This window comes from Pseudomonas putida (assembly GCA_041071465.1).
In the GTDB taxonomy this organism is placed as follows: domain Bacteria; phylum Pseudomonadota; class Gammaproteobacteria; order Pseudomonadales; family Pseudomonadaceae; genus Aquipseudomonas; species Aquipseudomonas putida_P.
In genome coordinates this window covers 2,678,072-2,695,000 of sequence record CP163498.1, presented here as the reverse complement: position 1 = coordinate 2,695,000, position 16,929 = coordinate 2,678,072, and the positions used below count along the sequence as shown (strand labels likewise).

Genomic DNA, 16,929 nt, shown 5'->3' with positions numbered 1-16,929 from the left:
ATTCAGCAAGTCACGCGCCTGTGCCGAGTTCTTCACCAGGCCAGCCCGGTTCAGCACGGCAGCGATCGGCAGGTCTTCCGACGCAGCCACTTCGATCTCCGGCAGGTCTTCCGGCAGCTCGCCTTCCTTCATGCGGTTACCCGCAGCACGGTGAGCATTGGCGGCAGCCTCTTCACCATGGAAGCGCGCAACGATCTCTTCTGCCAGCTTGATCTTGATGTCCCGCGGGTTGGCACCCTTGGCGACGTCGGCGCGGAACTGCTCGATCTCCTCCATCGAACGGAAGCTCAGCAGCTCGAAGTAGCGCCACATCAGGGTATCGGGAATCGATACCAGCTTGCCGTACATAACCCCCGGCGCTTCCTGGATACCTACATAGTTACCCAGCGACTTCGACATCTTCTTCACGCCATCAAGCCCCTCGAGCAGCGGCATGGTGACGATGTTCTGCGCTTCCTGGCCATAGGCGCGCTGCAGTTCGCGCCCCATCAACAGGTTGAACTTCTGGTCGGTGCCACCCAGCTCGACGTCCGCCTTCAGCGCCACCGAGTCGTAGCCTTGCACCAGCGGGTAGAGGAACTCGTGGATGGCAATCGGCTGGTTGGTGGTGTAACGCTTGTCGAAGTCATCGCGCTCGAGCATGCGCGCAACGGTATATTGCGACGCAAGGCGAATGAAGTCGGCTGGGGTCAGCTTGTCCATCCAGGTGGAGTTGAACGCGACCTCGGTCTTGGCCGGGTCGAGGATCTTGAACACCTGCTGCTTGTAGGTCTCGGCATTGTCCAGCACCTGCTCGCGAGTCAGCGGCGGGCGCGTGGCACTCTTGCCGCTGGGGTCGCCGATCATGCCGGTGAAGTCACCTATAAGGAAGATGACCTGATGACCCAGTTCTTGGAACTGGCGCAGCTTGTTGATCAGCACCGTATGGCCAAGGTGCAGGTCAGGTGCGGTCGGATCGAAGCCGGCCTTGATGCGCAGAGGCTGGCCGCGCTTGAGCTTCTCCACCAGTTCCGACTCGACCAGTACTTCTTCCGCACCGCGCTTGATAAGCGCCAGCTGCTCTTCAACCGACTTCATAGACAAACCCGCAAGGCTCAGATTCAGGGGGAGCCAACCATACAAGATCGGCCGTCAATTACAAGTTTCGCAAAGGAATGTGACCCGGACACAGGTTTGCGGCGTCTACGCGCCCTTGCGTGAAAATGGATTTGGTTATATTTTATACAGTTATTTCATCTTCATCATGTCATTCATCTTTTCCATTTCACCTTTTTCAAAGTCACCTTGCCCATGACCAACGAACCGCCTAAAGCGCCCCCGCTTTATCCGAAGAGCCATCTGTTGGCCGCCAGCGGCATCGCCGCCCTGCTCAGCCTGGCTTTGCTGGTATTTCCCTCCAGCGAAGTGGAAGCCAAGAAAACCACCCTCAACCTCGAGCTGGAAAGCCCTGCCGAGCAACTGAAAGACGAATCCCGCGCAGCGCCGCTGGTGCAGGCAGAAGGAGAGCAAGGCTCGCCGTTCGCCCAGATCGAGGACGCTGCCCCCGAAACCCAGAAGGCCGAACAGCAAACCCCCACCGCCGAACCCGTCGCAGAAGCCGCCAAGGAACCTGGCCACCGCGAGGTTACCGTGGCCCGTGGCGATACTCTGTCCACGCTGTTCGCCAAGGTTGGGCTGCCGGCCAATGCCGTGCATGACGTGCTGGCAAGTAACAAGCAGGCCAAGCAGTTCAGCCAGCTCAAGCACGGTCAAGTGCTGCAGTTCGAACTCGACAAGGATGGCCAACTGGCCAGCCTGCACAGCAAGGTCAGCAACCTCGAAACCATTCGCCTGACCAAGACCGCCAAGGGCTATGCCTTCAACCGTGAAATCAGCAAGCCGGTGGTGCGTACCGCCTACGCCCACGGTGTGATCAAGAGCTCGCTGTCGGCCTCGGCCCAGCGTGCCGGCCTGTCCCACAGCATGACCATGGACATGGCTCGCGTATTGGGCTACGACATCGACTTTGCCCAGGATATTCGCCCAGGCGACGAGTTCGACGTGGTCTACGAGCAGAAGGTGATGGACGGCAAGGTCGTCGGCACCGGCAACATCCTGTCCGCCCGCTTTACCAACCGCGGCAAAACCTACACCGCCGTGCGTTATACCAACAAGCAGGGCAACAGTACCTACTACACCGCAGACGGCAACAGCCTGCGCAAGGCCTTCATCCGTACCCCGGTCGACTTCGCTCGCATCAGCTCGCGCTTTTCCGCTGGCCGCAAGCATCCAATCCTGAACAAGATTCGCGCCCACAAAGGCGTTGACTACGCTGCCCCGCGCGGTACGCCGATCAAGGCTGCCGGTGACGGCCGCATCGAACTGGCCGGGCGCCGTGGTGGCTACGGCAATACCGTGATCATCCAACACGGCAACCGCTACAAGACGCTGTACGGCCATATGCAGGGCTTTGCCAAGGGCATCAAGACCGGCAGTTCGGTCAAGCAGGGCCAGATCATTGGCTACATCGGTACCACCGGCCTGTCCACCGGGCCGCACCTGCACTACGAGTTCCAGGTCAACGGTGTGCACGTCGACCCGCTGAGCCAGAAGGTACCAATGGCCGACCCGATCGCCAAGAACGAGCGCCAGCGCTTCCTGCAGCAGAGTCAGCCGCTGATCGCCCGCATGGATCAGGAAAAGGCCACTCTGCTCGCAGCGAACAAGCGCTAAACCATGGCGCTCTACCTGGGGGTAATGTCCGGCACCAGCCTCGATGGGCTGGACATCGCCTTGATCGAACAAAGCGAGCAGCTTGAACTGCTCGCCACCCTTTACCTGCCCATGCCCAGTGACCTGCGTCAGGAACTGCTTGCTCTGTGCAGCAGTGGCCCTGACGAGATCGCACGTGCGGCATTGGCAGAAAACCGCTGGGCCAGCCTGGCGGGCGATGGTATCCGCCAGTTGCTGGCCCGTCAGGGGCTCCAGGCCAGTGCCATTCGCGCTATCGGCAGCCACGGTCAGACCATCCGCCACGAACCCGCACGCGGGTTTACCGTGCAGATCGGCAACCCGGCGCTGCTCGCCGAGCTTACCGGTATCAGCGTGGTTGCCGACTTCCGGCGGCGTGATGTGGCTGCCAGTGGCCAAGGTGCGCCGCTGGTACCGGCGTTTCACGAAACCCTGTTCGGGCACCTGGGCCAGCGCCTGGCGATCCTGAACGTGGGCGGCTTCAGCAACCTGAGCCTGATCGAACAGGACAAGCCGGTTCACGGCTTCGACTGCGGCCCCGGTAACGTGCTGCTGGATGCCTGGATCGAACGCAAGCGCGGCCAGGCCTACGATGCCGACGGTGCCTGGGCGGCCTCGGGGGTGGTACAGGCTGGCTTGCTCAACGCATTGCTCGCCGACCCATTCTTCGCCGGTAGCGGCCCGAAAAGCACCGGCCGCGAGGTGTTCAACCTGCTTTGGCTGGATGGCCACCTGGCGCGCCTGCCCGCTTACCAGGACGAAGATGTACAGGCGACGTTGCTGGAGCTTACCGCTCGCAGCATCATCGACTCACTCGGCAGTGCCCAGCAGGGCACCGAAGCGTTGTTGGTGTGCGGGGGTGGCGCACGTAACGGCGCCCTGATGGCCCGCCTCGCCCAGCTGCTGCCCAGGGCCCGTGTCGCCAGCACCGGCGCCCATGGCGTAGATCCTGACTGGGTCGAGGCCATGGCCTTTGCCTGGCTGGCCCACTGCTGCCTGGAGGGCATCGCCGCCAACCGCCCCAGCGTCACTGCAGCCAAGGGCCTGCGGGTATTGGGCGCAATCTACCCGGCATAATCGCTACGCCAGACAGCAAAACGCCGCGCAATTGCGCGGCGTTTCGTTTTGGCCAGGCCTCAGATCGAGAACGACGACCCGCAACCACAGGTGGTGGCCGCATTCGGGTTCTTGATGACGAAGCGCGACCCTTCCAAGCCTTCCTGGTAGTCCACTTCGGCGCCGGCCAGGTACTGAAAGCTCATCGGGTCGACCACCAAGGAAACGCCCTCTCGCTCTACAATGGTGTCGTCTTCGGCCACGTCTTCATCGAAAGTGAAGCCGTACTGGAAGCCCGAGCAACCGCCACCGGTCACGAACACCCGCAGCTTCAGACGTTCATTACCTTCCTCATTGACCAGGTTCTTCACCTTCTGGGCTGCCCCATGGGTAAACTCCAGACCGGTAGGGGTGAAGGTTTCGACGCTCATGTTGATTCTCCCGGCGCGGTAGCCGCCATAAAACTCGATGACGCGCATTATCCGCTTTCCCGAGAAAATCGGTCAAGAATTGTGCGGCTTTAGTCGCGACATGCAAAAAGGCCCGCACGACGCGGGCCTTTTTCGAACGCAGGGTGATTAAGGCAGCAAGCCGGCATGGGACAGGCCCATGCGCTCATCCAGGCCGAACAGGATGTTGAGGTTCTGTACCGCCTGGCCAGAGGCCCCCTTGACCAGGTTGTCGATTACCGACAGCACCACCACCAGGTCACCACCCTGCGGGCGATGAACGGCAATGCGGCAGACGTTGGCGCCGCGCACGCTGCGTGTTTCCGGGTGACTGCCAGCGGGCATCACGTCGACGAACGGCTCGTCGGCATAACGCTTTTCGAATAACGCCTGGAGGTCGACCGACGTATCGACAACATTCGCGTACAGGGTGGCGTGGATACCCCGGATCATCGGCGTCAGGTGCGGCACGAAGGTAAGGCCGATGTCCTTGCCAGCAGCCAGGCGCAGGCCCTGGCTGATTTCAGGCAGATGACGGTGACCTTTCACTGCGTAGGCCTTCATGCTTTCGCCAGCCTCACAGAACAGCGAACCGACCGCAGCACCACGGCCAGCACCGCTGACACCCGACTTGCAATCAGCGATCAGGCGCGACGGGTCGGCCAGGCCCGCTTCCAGCAGCGGCAGGAAGCCCAACTGGGTTGCGGTCGGGTAGCAACCCGGCACCGCGATCAGGCGTGCCTGGCGGATCTTCTCGCGGTTGACTTCAGGCAGGCCGTACACCGCATCCTTGAGCAGTTCTGGCGCACCGTGCGGCTGGCCATACCACTTGCCCCACTCGGCGGCATCCTGCAGGCGGAAGTCGGCCGACAGGTCGATCACCTTCGTGCCAGCCGCCAGCAGTTCACCTGCCAGGGCGTGGGCAACACCATGCGGGGTAGCAAAGAACACCACATCGCAAGCAGCCAGGGCCTTGCTGTCGGGCACGCTGAAGGCCAGCCCGTCATAATGGCCGCGCAGGTTCGGGTACATGTCCGCCACCGCCACGCCCGCCTCGGAGCGCGAAGTGATGACCGCCACTTCGGCCTGTGGATGCTGTGCCAGCAGACGCAACAGTTCGACGCCGGTGTAACCCGTGCCGCCGACGATACCGACCTTGATCATAACGCTTGCCCCTTATCAACGAGCCGTCTGGAAAGCGCACGATAATGGGGCGCAAGGCGCCTGTAACAACTCTTCGGGTGACCCTTCGGGCGCTTGACCACTACTATCTGACGACCGTGAATACCTGAAGGAACTCCCTCCATGCTTTACCTATGGATCAAAGCGCTGCACATCGTCAGCGTGGTCTGCTGGTTCGCCGGCCTGTTCTACCTGCCGCGGCTGTTCGTCTACCACGCCCAGAGCCAGGACAGCATCAGCCAGGAACGCTTCATCACCATGGAGCGTAAGCTGTACCGCGGCATCATGAACCCGGCGATGATCGCCACCTACGTGTTCGGTGCCTGGATGCTGTACCTCACCCCCGGCTGGCTGAGCCAAGGCTGGCTGCATGCCAAGCTGACCCTGGTGATCCTGCTGACCGGCTACCATCACGTATGCGGTGCCCAACGCAAACGCTTCGCCAGCGGCACCAATACCCGCAGCCACGTCTACTATCGCTGGTTCAACGAAGTGCCCGTGCTGTTCCTGCTGGGTATCGTAATTCTGGTGGTGGTCAAACCGTTCTGACATAGCCACCCGCTCAAGGAGCCTTGCCATGTCGTTACCTGCCTTGCTCGAACAACGCTTGCGCCTGCCTGTGGTCGCGGCGCCGATGTTCCTGATCTCCAACCCCAAACTGGTGCTGGCCTGCTGCGCCAGCGGTGTGGTCGGCAGTTTCCCGGCCCTTAACCAGCGCGACAGCGCCGGTTTCAAGGCCTGGCTGGAGGAGATCGAGGCGGGCCTGACGCAATTGCAGGCGCCAGCCCCCTATGCCGTCAACCTGATCGTGCACCCGACCAACCCACGCCTGCAGGCCGACCTGGCCTTGTGCGTAGAACATCGCGTGCCGATCGTCATCACCAGCCTGGGGGCGGTAAAGGAAGTGGTCGACGCCGTGCATGGCTATGGCGGCCTGGTGTTCCACGATGTCACCACTCGCCGCCATGCCGAGAAAGCCGCCGAAGCAGGTGTCGATGGCCTGATCGCCGTCGCCGCAGGTGCGGGTGGCCACGCCGGCACCTGGAGCCCGTTCGCCCTGGCAGCGGAAATTCGTCAGTTTTTCGACAAGACCCTGCTGCTGGCTGGTTGCATCAACCACGGCCACGAAATCCTCGCGGCACAATTGCTGGGCGCCGATCTGGCCTACATGGGCACGCGCTTCATCGCCACCGCAGAAAGCCACGCCCAGGATGCCTACAAGCAGATGCTGCTCGATGCCCATGCCGCCGACATCATCCACACCCCGGCAGTGTCCGGCATCCCTGCCAGCTTCCTGCGTTCGAGCCTGGAGCAGGCCGGCTATGACATGAATGCCCTCAAGAGCGGCCACGAGCAAGGCAAGCTCAAGCCGATCGACGACGAGGCTAAAGCCTGGAAGACCGTATGGTCGGCTGGCCAGGGCGTCGGCGAAATCCATGACCTGCCCAGCACCACTGAATTGATCGAACGGCTCCAAAAGGAGTACCGGGAAGCCTTGGAGCGCTGCCAGGTTCTGCGCATCCGCACCTTGTAGCAAAAGGCAACACCTTGCCCGGCCAAGCTGTACACTAGGCGCCCTCTTTAGCCCCCAGGAGCCTTGCATGACCCGTTACGCCATGATCACTGGTGCTTCCAGCGGCCTGGGCCTGGCCCTGGCGGAAGCGCTGGCACGGCGTGGGCGCAACCTGATCCTGGTAGCACGTCAGCGAGAAACACTGGAGCCTGTAGCCATCGAGCTTACCCAGCGCTTCGGGGTCGAGGTGCTGTTCCGCGCCTGCGACCTCAGCCAGCCGCTGCGCCTGTCTGGCTTCGTACTGGAACTGGAAGAAGGCGAACGGCGTATCGACCTGCTGGTCAACTGCGCGGGGTTACGCACCTACGGGCCGTTCCTGGCCCATGAGTGGGCCGACGAGCAAGACCTGCTGGAGGTCAACGTGCTGGCCCTGAGCCGCCTGTGCCACGCCATCGGCAACCTGATGGCCGTGCAGGGCGGCGGGCAGATCCTCAACGTCGCCGGCCTGGCCGGGATGGCACCCGGCCCGTGGATGGCAGCCTATGCCGCCAGCAAGGCGTATGTACTGAGTTTTTCCCAGGCGCTTCGCGAAGAGCTCAAGCGCACCGGCATCAAGGTCTCGGTACTGTGCCCCGGCCCAGTGCGTTCCGCGCGCCGGCGCATTGCGCGGCTCGACGGCAAACCGCGCTGCCTCAGCCCCGAGGAAGTAGCGCTGTACACCGTCCGCGCATTGGACAAGAACCGCGCGCTGATCATGCCCGGCCGGCGCAACCGCTGGCTGGCATTCGCCCCGCGCCTGCTGCCACGCTGGTTGGTGCGCAAGCTGGCCGGGGCCATCCACCGCCGCTATTGCCCGGTCGGCATGGAATAGCCACTGGGCGAGCGGCGCCCGGCTGAGTACACTCGGCCCGACCCTCACCATGGAGCAAGTGCTGTGGACGATCTATTCCTCAAAATCATCAACCGGGAAATCCCGGCGGATATCATCTACGAAGACGACCAGATCCTCGCCTTCAAGGACATTGCACCCGCGGCACCGGTACATTTTCTGGTCATCCCGAAAAAGCACATTCGTACGCTCAATGACCTGACCGAAGAAGACAAGGCCCTGGCTGGTCACATCCTCTTCACTGCCCAACGTCTAGCGGTCGAGCAAGGCTGCGAAGAGGGCTTCCGCGTGGTCATGAACTGCAACCCGAAAGGCGGCCAGACGGTCTACCACATCCATATGCACGTGCTTGGCCAGCGCCAGATGAACTGGCCACCGGGCTGATCCACGGCAAGCGACCCCGCTGCTATTGCGGTAAACTGTCGGGCACATTCTTGCGGAGGTGCCCGATGGCTACCGAACGTCACTACTCGCCGCTCGACCGCTTGTTGCTGCAGGCCGATACCGCCATGCGCACCTTGCTGCCCTTCAGCGGCCAACCCGCCCGCCCATCGCCGGCCATCATCCAGCCAGACGCCGACCTGGACGAGCAACAATCCCGCCACATTGCCGGGCTCATGCGCATCAACCACACCGGTGAAGTCTGCGCCCAAGCGCTGTACCAGGGCCAGGCACTGACCGCCAAGCTGCCCGAAGTGCGCAAGGCCATGGAGCATGCCGCCGAGGAAGAAATCGACCACCTGGCCTGGTGCGAACAGCGGATTCGCCAGCTGAACAGCCACCCGAGTGTGCTCAACCCTCTTTTCTATGGCATGTCGTTCGGCATCGGCGCACTCGCCGGGCTGGTCAGCGACAAGGTCAGCCTGGGCTTCGTCGCCGCCACCGAGCATCAAGTGTGCAAGCACCTCGACGAGCACCTGGAGCAGATCCCGCAGGAAGATGAAAAATCCCGGGCCATTCTCGAGCAGATGCGCATCGACGAAGAGCAGCACGCCGAGTCTGCACTGGAAGCCGGTGGTTATCGCTTCCCGGCTCCGGTCCGTTTTGGCATGAGCTTGCTGGCCAAGGTCATGACCAAGAGCACCTACCGCATCTGAAGGCATCACCATGACGGACCGTTTCGACGCCAAGGACCTGGCACGCGCAGTACACGCTGGCATTCTTCAACCGGGCCAGGACCAGACCTTGTTGGCATTCCTGCGCCAGCAACCGGCACCACGTGGCAGTTTTCAGCTGGCCCATGTTGCCTTCTACTTTGGCGCCATGTTGATCATGGCGGCCATGGGCTGGTTGCTCACCGAGGCCTGGATGAGCATCGGTGATGGCGCGCTGTTGATCATCGCCACCCTCTACATCCTGCTGATCACCCTGTTCGCCCTCAACCTGCAGCGCCGCGCCCAACCGGTAGCTGCCGGGGTACTGGCAGCAGTGGCGGTCAGCATCGTGCCGCTGGCAGTGTTCGCCATCGAACGCCTGGCAGGCTGGTGGCCACTGGACGACGCCCAGGCCAACTACCACCAGTACTACACCTACGTGCAAGGCGGCTGGCTGGCGATGGAAGCGGCCACGGTGCTGGCCGGGTTGCTGATGTTGCGGCTGATCCCCTACCCGTTTGTGGTCATGCCGATAGCCGTGGCCTTGTGGTTCATGTCGATGGACCTGAGCGAGTGGTTCTTCGGCTCGCCGTTCAGCTGGGAGCAGCGCCGGGAGGTTTCGCTGTGGTTCGGGTTGGCCTTGCTGGTGGTGTTCCTGGTGATAGACGGCCGCACGCGTGAGGACTACGCCCGCTGGGGCTACCTGGCCGGGCTGGCGGCATTCTGGGGCGGACTGACACTGGTGGACAGTGGCAGTGAGTTGGGCAAGGCCCTGTACTGCCTGATCAACATTGTGCTGATGGGCATGGCGGTGCTGCTGCGCCGGCCGGTGTTCATGGTGTTTGGTGCGCTGGGGGTGGCGGCTTACCTGGGGTACCTGTCGTACGAGGTGTTTGCCGAGTCGCTGCTGTTCCCGGTGGTGGTGACCTTGATCGGGCTGGGGGTTATCTGGCTGGGCTGGTTTACCAGAAGCGGCGGGAGCGGTTGAGCCAAGTGATGCGAAGGTGGTTGCCGGGGTGGGTGCAAGCTGCACTGCCCGCGCTTCGGAGCTGATAGTGTCGGGGCCGCTCCTACAGGAAGTACGCGTTCCCCTGTAGGAGCGGCCTTGTGTCGCGATGGGCCGCGAAGCGGCCCCAAAATCTCAGCTTTAACCCAGTTCTACAATCTCGTAGCCATGGGTAATCTCAACCCCGGCACGCTCGAGCATGATCGAAGCCGAGCAGTACTTCTCTGCCGACAGCTCCACCGCCCGCTTGACCTGCGCTTCTTTCAGCCCACGCCCTTTCACCACGAAGTTCATGTGAATCTTGGTGAACACCTTCGGGTCTTCGCTGGCGCGTTCCGCCTCCAGGAACGCCTCGCAGCTTTCCACCGCCTGGCGCGACTTTTTCAGAATGCTCACCACGTCAAAACTGCTGCAACCACCCAGGCCCAGCAACAGCATTTCCATCGGGCGCACCCCCAGGTTGCGACCGCCGGCCTCGGGCGGGCCGTCCATCACGACGACATGGCCGCTCCCCGACTCGCCGAGAAACATTGCTTCACCGGCCCACTGGATACGTGCCTTCATCTACCCGGACTCCTGATTTTCGGAAAAGGGTGTCAGCTTAGACCTTGTGCGGCTGTGGGAAAAGCACGAGACGTGTCGGTTTAATACCGAAACATCCCGTAGTGTCTGATAAGCTGGCGCCAAATGACTGGCGCTTGCCGTCAGCCAACCTCTAAAAAAAGCCTATGCCTCGTATCGAACAGGATTTCGTGATGGTTGCCTCCGCCCTACCCGCCAAGATCAAGAACATCGACAAGTTGCTGGTGCACTGCCAGCGCCGCCGCTACACCGCCAAAAGCAACATCATCTGCGCCGGCGACCGGGCCGAGACTCTGTCGTTCATCATCAAGGGTTCGGTCACCATCCTCATCGAGGACGATGACGGCCATGAAATGATCATCGCCTACCTTAACAATGGCGATTTCTTTGGCGAGCTGGGCCTGTTCGAGCCCGTCGAGGGCGAACAGCAGCGCAGTGCCTGGGTGCGCGCCAAAACCGAGTGCGAAGTGGCCGAAATCAGCTACGAGAAGTTTCGCGAACTGGCGCGCCAGGACCCAGAAATTCTCTACGCCCTGGGCAGCCAGATGGCCCAGCGCCTACGCAACACTACGCGCAAAGTCGGCGATTTGGCATTCTTCGACGTGACCGGTCGAGTAGCCCGTTGCCTGCTGGAACTGTGCAAGCAACCCGACGCCATGACCCATCCCGATGGCATGCAGATCAAGATTACCCGGCAGGAAATCGGCCGTATCGTCGGTTGCTCGCGGGAAATGGTCGGCCGCGTCCTCAAGGACCTCGAAGAGCGCAGCCTGGTACAGGTGAAAGGCAAGACCATGGTGGTCTACGGTACCCGCTAGTCCTTGGGCAGCTCGGCCAGCACCTTGGCGTAGGCCTGTGAAAGGCGCTCGAACCAGGGCACCGCGGGCGCCACTTCGTGCAAGGCAATGTGCGCATCGGCGCGGCAGCGTTGCTCCAGCTCGCAGCATTCGTTGAAGCGGTTGACCGCCGCCACCATCGACTCACGCTCGTTGTCCAGCAGCAGCGCACCGTGCACCAGCACCACCGGGCTCTTGCCCCCAAACCCTGGCGCCAGCGCTGGGCGGTGCCCACCAGTTTGCGGCCATTGAGGTTGACGTTGTAGCGGCCATCGCAGAAGGCCCCGTCGATTTCCCCCACCGATGCTACCCCGCCCCACTCGCGCAGCACATCGCACAGCGGCAGGCACAGGCGCTCGTAGGCATTTTCGATGCGACCGTGGTCGCCTTCACTGCGCGGGGCGGCGTAGACCAGTGCAACGTTTACCGTCGAATGCGACTGCGGCACCGGCTCACCACCCGTTTCACGCAACAGTACCGGCCAGCCGGCAATTGCCAGCTCCGCGCAGGCGGCCTCGAAGTTGTCCAGCCGGCTCATGCGTCGAGGCATGACCAGAGCGTGATCGGTCGGCCGCCAGAACAGCACGCCACTCTCGCGTTCGCCACGGCAGACAGCGGCCAGCAGTTCCTGTTCGGCGTGCAGGCCTTGTTCGACGGTCAAGGCCAGGGGTTGATCGGTCATTGATCCACCTTTGATATTGTTGTTGATGGCCCTTTCGCGGGTAAACCCGCTCCCACGGGGATATCACAGGTCCTACAGGCGGTGAACATCCTGTGGGAGCGGGTTTACCCGCGAAAGGGCCATTACAGGCATACAAAAAAGCCGGCAAGAACGCCGGCTTCGTTTGATCAGTCCAATGGCTGTACAGTTTTCTTCACCTGTTCTGGGAAGAACAACCGCTGCAATTCCAGGCCAGGCTGCTCCGCTCGCATGAACGCCTCGCCGACCAGGAACGAGTAAACCTCGTTGATCGCCATCAGTTCCACGTCCGCTCGGTTGAGAATACCGCTCTCGGTAATCGCCAAGCGATCACGCGGAATGCGCGGCAGCAGGTCGAGGGTGGTTTCCAGGCTCACCTCAAAGGTGTGCAGGTTACGGTTGTTCACCCCAACCAGCGGCGTGTCGAGGGTTTTCAAGGCGCGCTCCAGCTCATCGCCATCGTGCACTTCCACTAGCACATCAAGGCCGACATCCTTGGCAGTGGCGGCCAGTTCGGCCATCTTTACGTCGTCCAGCGCCGACACGATCAGTAGCACGCAGTCCGCGCCCAAGGCCCGGGCTTCGACGATCTGGTAAGGGTCGACCATGAAGTCCTTGCGGATTACCGGCAAGGAAACTGCTGCGCGAGCCTGCTGCAGGTACACATCGGCACCCTGGAAGTAATCGACATCGGTCAGCACCGACAGGCAGGTAGCGCCACCCTTCTCGTAGCTGACCGCGATTTCCGCCGGCACAAAGTGCTCGCGGATCACGCCTTTGCTCGGCGAGGCCTTCTTGATTTCAGCAATCACCGCCGGCTGCTTGCGCTTGGCCTGCTCGATCAGCGCGTTGGCAAAGCCACGCGGAGCATCGGCGGCCTTGGCCAGGGCCTCCAGCTCGGCAAGGCTGACGCGCGCGCTGCGCTCGGCCACTTCCTGAAACTTGCGGGCAATGATCCTTTCCAGCACTGTCGGCACACTCATGCTTCGTTCTCCACCTTGAATACTGCAGTAAAGGCACCCAGTTCCTGCAGCTTCTCCCAGGCCAGCCCGGTGTGCAGTACGTCGTGGGCCAGCTCCACACCTTGAGCCAGGGTCATTGCATGATCGGCGGCATACAGTGCCGCGCCCGCATTGAGCACGATCATTTCCGCAGCCTTCTGGCCGTTTTCGGTCTTGCGGCGGCCCAACGCATCGCGGATCAGCTCCAGCGACGCCTGCGGGTTGTCGACGGCAAGGCCATGCAAACTCTGGCTCTTCATGCCGAGGTCTTCCGGTTCGACCCAGTATTCGGTGATTTCGTCGTTCTTCAGTTCAGCAACGAAGGTGGGTGCAGCCAGGCTGAACTCATCCAGGCCGTCCTTCGAGTGCACCACCAACACATGCTTGCTACCCAGACGCTGCAGTACCTCGGCCAACGGGCGGCACAGGGCCTGGGCAAACACGCCGACCACCTGGTGCTTCACTCCGGCCGGATTCGTAAGCGGGCCGAGCATGTTGAACAGGGTGCGCAACCCCAGCTCGCGACGCGGGCCAGCGGCATGCTTCATCGCCGAGTGATGGCTTTGCGCGAACATGAAGCCGATGCCCAGGCTGTCAATGCAGCGGGCCACTTGGGTTGGCGTCAGGTTCAGATAGATGCCGGCCGCTTCCAGCAAGTCGGCACTGCCGCTCTTGCCGGACACCGCGCGGTTACCGTGCTTGGCGACGGTGCAACCCGCCGCCGCCAGGACGAACGCGGAAGCAGTGGAGACGTTGAAGATATTGGCGCCATCGCCGCCGGTGCCGACGATGTCGACCACACCATCGAGGCTTTTGAGTTCAACCTTGTCGGCCAGCTCACGCATCACCGACACCGCACCGACAATCTCGTCGATGCTTTCACTTTTCATGCGCATACCCATCAGGAAGGCGCCGATCTGCGCCTCGCTGCATTGGCCGGTCATGATCTGGCGCATGACATCGCGCATTTCTTCGGTAGAGAGGTCCAGGTGGCCGACGATACGGGCCAACGCGCTCTTGATATCCATGTTCGATCCTTAGCGGCGGCCGCCGGTCTGCTTGAGGAAGTTGGCGAACAGCTCGTGGCCCTGCTCGGTCAAGATCGACTCGGGGTGGAACTGTACCCCTTCGATATTCAACGTTTTATGGCGCAGGCCCATGATCTCATCGACCGAACCGTCCTCATGGGCAGTCCAGGCGGTCACCTCCAGGCAGTCGGGCAAGGTCTCGCGCTTTACCACCAGCGAGTGATAACGGGTCACGGTCAGCGGGTTGTTAAGGCCGGCGAACACGCCCAGGTCGCGGTGATGTACCGGGCTGGTCTTGCCATGCATGACCTGGCGTGCACGTACCACGTCGCCGCCAAAAGCCTGGCCGATGGACTGGTGACCCAGGCATACGCCGAGGATCGGCAGCTTACCGGCAAAATGCAGGATAGCCTCGATGGACACGCCCGCCTCGCTTGGCGTGCACGGGCCTGGGGATACGACGATGCGCTCAGGGTTGAGGGCTTCGATCTGGGCGATGGTCATTTCGTCATTGCGAATGACCTTGACCTCGGCGCCCAGCTCGCCAAGGTACTGAACGACGTTGTAAGTGAATGAGTCGTAATTGTCGATCATCAGTAACATGGTGTTAAACCTCTTGAATCTACTGACTTCAGAATTCGAACCTTCCAGCACCAGCCACAGGCGCGGCTTTGCCACAAAGGGCGGTAAACGGGAAGGCAAACGGGGGCGGGCCGGACGGGCCGGCAGGGGATAAAGTCAGGCGCGCCAACGCCAACGGGCGTGGGCCTTGATTACGCGCATCAAGAGTTTGCTGACGATCAACACAGGATAGGTCTCGCTCATACGTCCCGGCACAGTAGCCTACCGGGGCGACGGGCGCAATATGCCCGTAAACACGGGGAAACGAATGGACTTGGGAGCGATGCACAGCGATTTGCTAAGGTCGATGGGGTTGTCCCAATAAAAACAAAGAAAAGGATGTTCCCTGATGCGAAAAGCCCCGTTATTGCGCTTTACTCTCGCTTCACTGGCCTTAGCTTGCAGCCAGGCATTCGCTGCCCCCTCGCCCTATTCCACCTTGATCGTGTTTGGTGACAGCCTCAGTGACGCCGGGCAGTTCGGCGGCATGCGCTTTACCAACCGCGATGCCGATGGCAATTATGCCCCCGTGTCGCCAATGATCCTGGGCGGACGGCTGGGGGTGAGCCCGATCGAGCTGGGTCCTTCTACCTCGCCTCTCAACCCGGCATTAGGGCTTCCCGACGGCAACAACTGGGCAGTCGGCGGCTACACGACCCAACAGATCCTGGACTCGATCACCAGCACATCCGAAACAGTCATCCCACCGGGGCGCACCGGCGCCGGGCAGGTACTGCGTGAAAAGCCGGGCTACCTGGCCAATGGCCTGCGTGCCGACCCCAACGCGCTGTACTACCTGACCGGCGGCGGCAATGACTTCCTGCAGGGCCTGGTCAACAGCCCGGCCGATGCCATCGCCGCTGGCGCCCGCCTGGCTGCCAGCGCCCAGGCCCTGCAACAAGGCGGCGCCCGCTACATCATGGTCTGGCTGCTGCCCGACCTCGGCCAAACACCGAACTTCAGTGGTACGCCACAACAAAACCCGCTGTCATTGCTGTCTGGCGCCCTCAACCAGTCGCTGCTCAGCCAACTGGGGCAGATCGATGCCGAGATCATCCCGCTGAACGTTCCCTTGCTGCTGAGCGAGGCATTGGCCAGCCCCAACCAGTTCGGCCTCGCCAGCGATCAGAACCTGGTCGGTACTTGCTACAGCGGCGAAGGTTGTGTGGCCAACCCGGTATATGGCATCACCGGCACCACCCCCGACCCAACCAAACTACTGTTCAACGACTCGGTGCACCCGACCATCGCGGGCCAGCAACTGATTGCCGACTACGCCTATTCGATCATTTCCGCACCTTGGGAGCTGACCCTGCTGCCAGAAATGGCCCATGCCAGCCTGCGCGCCCACCAGGATGAATTGCGCAACCAGTGGCAGACACCCTGGCAAGCCGTAGGTCAGTGGCAAGCCTTTGTCGCCACTGGCGCCCAGGACCTGGACTTCGACGGCCAGCACAGCGCGGCCAGCGGCGATGGACGTGGCTACAACCTGACTGTGGGCGGCAGCTATCGCCTGAACGACGCCTGGCGCGTGGGCCTCGCCGGTGGTGCATACCGACAGAAGCTGGAAGTCGGCGACCAAGACTCGGACTACAAACTGAACAGCTACCTGGCCAGTGCCTTTGCCCAATACCGCCAGGACCGCTGGTGGGCCGATGCCGCGCTGACCGCCGGGCACCTGGACTACAGTGACCTGAAACGCACCTTCGCCCTGGGCGTGAATGGCCGTAGCGAAAAGGGCGACACCGACGGCGAGGCCTGGGCGATGTCCGGGCGCCTGGGCTACAACCTGGCGGCCGACAGCAGCGACTGGCAGCTGGCACCCTTCATCAGTGCCGACTATGCGCGGGTGAAAGTGGATGGCTACGACGAGAAAAGCGGGCGCTCGACGGCACTGGGCTTCGATGACCAGGAACGCACGTCACGTCGGCTAGGCGTGGGGTTGCTGGGTAGTGTGCAGGTAATGCCAAGTACCCGGTTGTTCGCCGAGGTGGCGCAGGAACACGAGTTCGAGGACGACCAGCAGGATGTGACGATGCACCTGACCCGCTTGCCGGCCAATGACTTCACCCTGACCGGGTATACGCCACACAGCGACCTGACCCGAGCGAGCCTTGGGGTGAGCCATGAACTGGTGGCGGGGGTGCATGTGCGTGGGAACTACAACTGGCGCAAGAGTGATGAGTTGACGCAGCAGGGGGTGAGCCTGGGGGTGAGCGTGGACTTCTGAATGGATGGGGCC

The 16,929-nt window shown here is 62.1% G+C and carries 16 protein-coding genes and 2 pseudogenes (1 of these 18 running past the window's edge); 10 read left to right on the top strand and 8 right to left on the bottom strand.

All coding sequences use genetic code 11. The features are described 5' to 3' along the window. Nucleotides 1–1,077: the 5' portion of a tyrosine--tRNA ligase gene (gene tyrS, locus AB5975_12410; protein ID XDR22535.1), read on the bottom strand. It extends 123 nt beyond the left edge of the window; only the first 1,077 of its 1,200 coding nucleotides appear in the window; it begins with the start codon at nucleotides 1,075–1,077; the stop codon falls past the left edge of the window. A gap of 213 nt (nucleotides 1,078–1,290) precedes the next feature. Here tyrS and AB5975_12405 point away from each other — a divergent pair, with 213 nt between their 5' ends. Both AB5975_12405 and AB5975_12400 read left to right on the top strand, forming a co-directional pair. Next, the gene (locus tag AB5975_12405; protein ID XDR22534.1) at nucleotides 1,291–2,712 is read left to right on the top strand and encodes a peptidoglycan DD-metalloendopeptidase family protein; all 1,422 of its coding nucleotides are present in this window, start codon (nucleotides 1,291–1,293) and stop codon (nucleotides 2,710–2,712) included. A 3-nt stretch (nucleotides 2,713–2,715) separates the two neighbouring features. After that, entirely contained in the window at nucleotides 2,716–3,807 is a 1,092-nt protein-coding gene (locus AB5975_12400; protein ID XDR22533.1) for an anhydro-N-acetylmuramic acid kinase, read from the top strand. A gap of 59 nt (nucleotides 3,808–3,866) precedes the next feature. Here the strand turns inward: AB5975_12400 and erpA are convergent, their stop codons facing one another. After that, nucleotides 3,867–4,217, bottom strand: a complete 351-nt coding sequence (gene erpA / locus AB5975_12395) for an iron-sulfur cluster insertion protein ErpA (GenBank protein ID XDR22532.1) — start codon at nucleotides 4,215–4,217, stop codon at nucleotides 3,867–3,869. A 147-nt stretch (nucleotides 4,218–4,364) separates the two neighbouring features. Further along, a complete protein-coding gene (argC, locus tag AB5975_12390) occupies nucleotides 4,365–5,399 on the bottom strand; it encodes an N-acetyl-gamma-glutamyl-phosphate reductase (GenBank protein XDR22531.1) in 1,035 nt (344 codons plus the stop codon). Nucleotides 5,400–5,540: 141 nt separating this feature from the next. On the opposite strand from argC, the gene hemJ reads away from it, so the two are divergent. From hemJ to AB5975_12360, 6 genes and pseudogenes are all read left to right on the top strand, one after another. Then, nucleotides 5,541–5,966, top strand: coding sequence for a protoporphyrinogen oxidase HemJ (gene hemJ, locus AB5975_12385; GenBank protein ID XDR22530.1), 426 nt, complete (start codon nucleotides 5,541–5,543; stop codon nucleotides 5,964–5,966). Nucleotides 5,967–5,994: 28 nt separating this feature from the next. Next, complete coding sequence (locus AB5975_12380) at nucleotides 5,995–6,951, top strand: NAD(P)H-dependent flavin oxidoreductase (GenBank protein XDR22529.1); 957 nt, start codon at nucleotides 5,995–5,997, stop codon at nucleotides 6,949–6,951. Between the two features lie 67 nt (nucleotides 6,952–7,018). Then, on the top strand, nucleotides 7,019–7,801 hold the full coding sequence (locus AB5975_12375) for an SDR family NAD(P)-dependent oxidoreductase (GenBank protein XDR22528.1): 783 nt from the start codon (nucleotides 7,019–7,021) through the stop codon (nucleotides 7,799–7,801). 63 nt (nucleotides 7,802–7,864) lie between these two features. Further along, complete coding sequence (locus tag AB5975_12370; protein XDR22527.1) at nucleotides 7,865–8,203, top strand: histidine triad nucleotide-binding protein; 339 nt, start codon at nucleotides 7,865–7,867, stop codon at nucleotides 8,201–8,203. 65 nt (nucleotides 8,204–8,268) lie between these two features. Further along, nucleotides 8,269–8,916 (top strand): 2-polyprenyl-3-methyl-6-methoxy-1,4-benzoquinone monooxygenase, encoded by a 648-nt coding sequence (gene coq7, locus AB5975_12365; GenBank protein ID XDR22526.1) that lies wholly within the window; start codon nucleotides 8,269–8,271, stop codon nucleotides 8,914–8,916. 10 nt (nucleotides 8,917–8,926) lie between these two features. After that, a pseudogene (locus AB5975_12360) lies at nucleotides 8,927–9,966 on the top strand (DUF2157 domain-containing protein). A 94-nt stretch (nucleotides 9,967–10,060) separates the two neighbouring features. Here the strand turns inward: AB5975_12360 and AB5975_12355 are convergent. Beyond that, the gene (locus AB5975_12355) at nucleotides 10,061–10,483 is read right to left on the bottom strand and encodes an OsmC family protein (GenBank protein ID XDR22525.1); all 423 of its coding nucleotides are present in this window, start codon (nucleotides 10,481–10,483) and stop codon (nucleotides 10,061–10,063) included. A 191-nt stretch (nucleotides 10,484–10,674) separates the two neighbouring features. On the opposite strand from AB5975_12355, the gene crp reads away from it, so the two are divergent. Next, nucleotides 10,675–11,319, top strand: coding sequence for a cAMP-activated global transcriptional regulator CRP (crp, locus tag AB5975_12350; GenBank protein ID XDR22524.1), 645 nt, complete (start codon nucleotides 10,675–10,677; stop codon nucleotides 11,317–11,319). Here the strand turns inward: crp and AB5975_12345 are convergent. From AB5975_12345 to AB5975_12330, 4 genes and pseudogenes are all read right to left on the bottom strand, one after another. Next, nucleotides 11,316–12,019, bottom strand: a pseudogene (locus AB5975_12345) (biotin/lipoate A/B protein ligase family protein). The gene crp and the pseudogene AB5975_12345 overlap by 4 nt on opposite strands. Before the next feature lie 167 nt (nucleotides 12,020–12,186). Beyond that, nucleotides 12,187–13,020, bottom strand: coding sequence for an indole-3-glycerol phosphate synthase TrpC (gene trpC, locus AB5975_12340; protein XDR22523.1), 834 nt, complete (start codon nucleotides 13,018–13,020; stop codon nucleotides 12,187–12,189). Next, nucleotides 13,017–14,066 (bottom strand): anthranilate phosphoribosyltransferase, encoded by a 1,050-nt coding sequence (gene trpD, locus AB5975_12335; GenBank protein XDR22522.1) that lies wholly within the window; start codon nucleotides 14,064–14,066, stop codon nucleotides 13,017–13,019. The genes trpC and trpD overlap by 4 nt, the downstream gene beginning before the upstream one ends. Nucleotides 14,067–14,075: 9 nt before the next feature. Further along, on the bottom strand, nucleotides 14,076–14,669 hold the full coding sequence (locus tag AB5975_12330; GenBank protein ID XDR22521.1) for an aminodeoxychorismate/anthranilate synthase component II: 594 nt from the start codon (nucleotides 14,667–14,669) through the stop codon (nucleotides 14,076–14,078). Nucleotides 14,670–15,036: 367 nt separating this feature from the next. On the opposite strand from AB5975_12330, the gene estP reads away from it, so the two are divergent. Continuing rightward, the gene (gene estP, locus AB5975_12325; GenBank protein XDR22520.1) at nucleotides 15,037–16,917 is read left to right on the top strand and encodes an esterase EstP; all 1,881 of its coding nucleotides are present in this window, start codon (nucleotides 15,037–15,039) and stop codon (nucleotides 16,915–16,917) included. Nucleotides 16,918–16,929 lie beyond the last annotated feature (12 nt).